Genomic DNA, 3,343 nt, shown 5'->3' on the forward strand with positions numbered 1-3,343 from the left:
TCATCTGGAAAGGGAAAAGCACAAAGTACACACGCGCCATTGCGATTTGTCGCAATGGAACCGTGACCCTTTAGGGTTACGGAACCTCCCCATTTTAATGGGGAGAGGTTTCAGAAAAAGGAATTTGTCGTAACGCAATTTACGGAAAAAAAGCGGCTGTGGCAAGATATTGGTTACAATGGCCACCGAAACCTTCAGTATTTGTTTATACGTGTACCAAAAGATATAAAAGTCATTGGCAGAGAAGACCTATATATTCATTTTGTGGGAGAATAGCCAAAAATGACGCCCCAAGCTTAAAGACTTGAGGCGTTCTTTTTATTGGTTTTGATCAGCATAGACAGCCATGGCATCACGCATGAATTTTGCCAGGCCGTCGCCAAATTGGTCAATATTTTTCGTAAAGCGTTCATCGGCGACGTACATTTCGCCCAAGCCTTTAAAAGCTGCAAGCGAATAATTTCCAACAGTCCCGTTTAAAAATGTAAACCATTCGCCGATCGCGGCCTGTGCCTCTTCTGATTCAGGCGGGTTGTCTTTTAAGTGGGCAAGCTTTCGATAAATCGCATTCATCTGTTCACCCATTTGCTTTTGCTCCTCCTTTGACATCCTGGCCAATCGCGCATTGGACTGATCAACTGCTTCGTCTCCCCAGCGCTCGCGTGCTTCCTGTTCATACGGGTTATGGCTGAAATCAAAGCCTGCAAATTTCTCTTTGTTGGACATTTCAATCTCTCCTTTCTCGTGTTTGATTGTCTTTTCGACCAAATCGATCATTTTGTCGAGACGCGCCCGTTTTTCCAGCAACAGTTTTTTCTGGAGCTGGAGGGCTTCGTACCTGTCGAAGGAAGGGCTTTGGATGATTTCTTTTATTGTTTTCAAAGAAAAGCCAAGTTCTTTAAAAAACAAGATTTGTTGGAGTGTTTCCAAATCTGCAGCGGAATATAGCCGGTAGCCCGCCGGCGTTTTTTGGGAAGGCGACAATAAACCAATTTCATCGTAATGATGAAGCGTTCGTATGCTGATCCCGGACAGATCTGAAACTTCCTTTACCTTCATTCCTGGAACCTCCCTTCAAAAAAGAATATAAAGGGTCACGCAACGTGAGAGTCAATACATTTTTAAAAAATTATTTATAAAAAGGAAGCCAGGCTTCATGAAGCCGTTCGATTCCTTCTTGTATCTCCTTGATGGACAATCCGCCGAATCCAAGAAGAATGAGCGGTTCGTCCTTTTTCTGGATGTTCATCCACTTATTTACAACCCCGTAGACCCGGACACCTGATTTTTCTGCAATGTGAACTAAATCATCTGCCGATTTTGGGCTGTTTATTTTCATGACAACATGAAGGCCGGCATTTTGGCCGGTGATTTGTACATGCCCATTCATGACATGGTGAATGGTTTGCAGCAGAATATCATGCTTTCTTTGGTATACTTTCTTCATTCTTCGAAGATGGCGTTCCCACTCGCCGCTTTCCATAAACAACTGCAAGGTCTTTTGGTGCAGCCTTGAAACGGTTTGATCATAGCCGTGATCATGGTGCTGATACATGTTTAGCAAGCGATGCGGCAGCACTGCATAACTCATTCGAACGGCAGGCATTAGCGATTTTGAAAATGTGCCCACATAAACGACATTTCCGTTTACATCCAGGCCTTGCAGTGACGGAATCGGTTTTCCATGATAGCGGAACTCGCTGTCATAATCATCTTCAATAATCAAACCGCCGATTTCCTTTGCCCATTTTAACAGCCTCATCCGCTTGGCAACTGGCATCACCATGCCAAGCGGAAACTGGTGGGATGGTGTGATATACACAACTTTTGCACCGCTTTTATGTAATTCATCCACGCTTAATCCATCTTCTTCAAGAGGTATTGGAATGACTTGAAATCCCAGCTGTTGAAAAACATGGCGAACTCCTTCATACCCGGGTTCTTCCATTGCCACCTTTTTTCCGTCACATCCGATCAGATGGCATAGTAATCTAACAATCGTTTGGGTGCCGGCACCAAGCACGAGTTGATCGGCCATACAATTGACTGCCCGCGATTGGCGGAGGTAGCTGCTGATGGCGGCCCGAAGATCCGGTTCACCTCGACGGTCGCCATAAAAAAGGAGTTCTTTCGGATTGGAAAGCATTGTTTGGTTGAGGCATGTCCTCCATTTTTGAAACGGAAAGTGATCAGCATCAATGTGGGACATATAAAAATCATAAAGTACATCGCTGCCTTTCCTAAAAGGATTCTTTTCAGATCTTGGTTGTTTCGGCAGACTAAAAGTATGTCCGAAGGGCATGCTTTCCATTTCCACAACGTAGTATCCGCTTCGCTCTTTATTTTCTATATATCCTTCAGCAAGGAGCTGTTGATAGGCCCATTGAATCGTTGTTTTGCTGATGTGAAGATCCCCGGCAAGCTGCCGGATGGACGGCAGGCGTTTGCAGGAAGGAATTCTTCCTGACTGAATTTCTTCTTTGAAATATTGATAAAGCTGTATATATAATGGTTCTTTTAATTTCTTGTCCAATTTGGGGATTATATTCATGCTCGTTCTCTCCCATCTGTACCGATTAAATAATGTGAATTTGTATCTTTTTTGGTAGTCAGTTCTCTCTCATAATAAACGAAAACGTTGCATTTTTATATATATATAGGAGGGATTTTCATGACAATCAAAGTCAGGCCGGCAGAACAAAAAGACAAAGATCCATTGACAGCGTTGATGTACGAATATATTGTGGACTTTTACCAAAGGCCGAAACCGCCAATTGAAAAAGTCCAACATATTTTTCACCTGCTGCTTGAAAAAGAAGAAGGGATTCAGTTTGTGTCTGAAAATGAAGGAAATTTGCTCGGGTTTGCCACCTTGTATTTTACATACAGTACCACGAAGGCAGATCAAATTACGGTCATGAATGATCTTTATGTCATCGAAGAAGCCAGGGGAAAAGGTGTCGCCCAAAAGTTGTTTAAAGCATGTGAACATTATACGAAAAACAATGGCTACGCCCATATGTCATGGATTACAGCAACTGATAATGATCGTGCCCAGCGTTTTTATGAAAAAATGGGCGGCGTGCGCGGCGACTGGTTCCATTACACCATCTGATTTATATTGCCTAAGTTTTTCAAGGAACTGGCAGGCTTTCTATTATAAAAATGAAAACCATACGCTATTCATATGGTTCCGGAAATCTTTCAGCAAGGTATTAAAAAAAGCTCCCCCTAGTGTAAAATAAATTTTGGTTCGCCAACCAAATTTATATATACTCTCGGTATTCCAAACGAGTAAATTCCTGAATTCCCAAAAATTTACTGGAAATGGAGTGTAATCTGA

4 protein-coding genes are annotated in these 3,343 nt (G+C 42.6%); 1 reads left to right on the forward strand and 3 read right to left on the reverse strand.

Going from position 1 to position 3,343, the window contains the following annotated elements:
• Positions 1-318: 318 nt before the first annotated feature.
• Together AB1L08_RS21885 and pdxR are read right to left on the reverse strand one after the other, a co-directional pair.
• On the reverse strand, positions 319-1,059 hold the full coding sequence (locus AB1L08_RS21885; RefSeq protein ID WP_413066704.1) for a MerR family transcriptional regulator: 741 nt from the start codon (positions 1,057-1,059) through the stop codon (positions 319-321).
• 70 nt (positions 1,060-1,129) lie between these two features.
• Positions 1,130-2,551, reverse strand: a complete 1,422-nt coding sequence (gene pdxR, locus AB1L08_RS21890) for a MocR-like pyridoxine biosynthesis transcription factor PdxR (protein ID WP_413066705.1) — start codon at positions 2,549-2,551, stop codon at positions 1,130-1,132.
• A gap of 120 nt (positions 2,552-2,671) precedes the next feature.
• On the opposite strand from pdxR, the gene AB1L08_RS21895 reads away from it, so the two are divergent.
• Positions 2,672-3,115 carry a GNAT family N-acetyltransferase gene (locus AB1L08_RS21895; RefSeq protein ID WP_413066706.1) on the forward strand — a complete coding sequence of 148 codons (444 nt, stop codon included), beginning with the start codon at positions 2,672-2,674 and terminating at the stop codon, positions 3,113-3,115.
• A 42-nt stretch (positions 3,116-3,157) separates the two neighbouring features.
• On the opposite strand, the gene AB1L08_RS21900 is transcribed toward AB1L08_RS21895, so the two are convergent.
• On the reverse strand, positions 3,158-3,343 hold a 186-nt coding region (locus AB1L08_RS21900; RefSeq protein ID WP_413066707.1), incomplete at its 5' end, for a hypothetical protein.

Source organism: Siminovitchia jepli, assembly GCF_047228825.1.
Lineage (GTDB): Bacteria > Bacillota > Bacilli > Bacillales > Bacillaceae_C > Siminovitchia.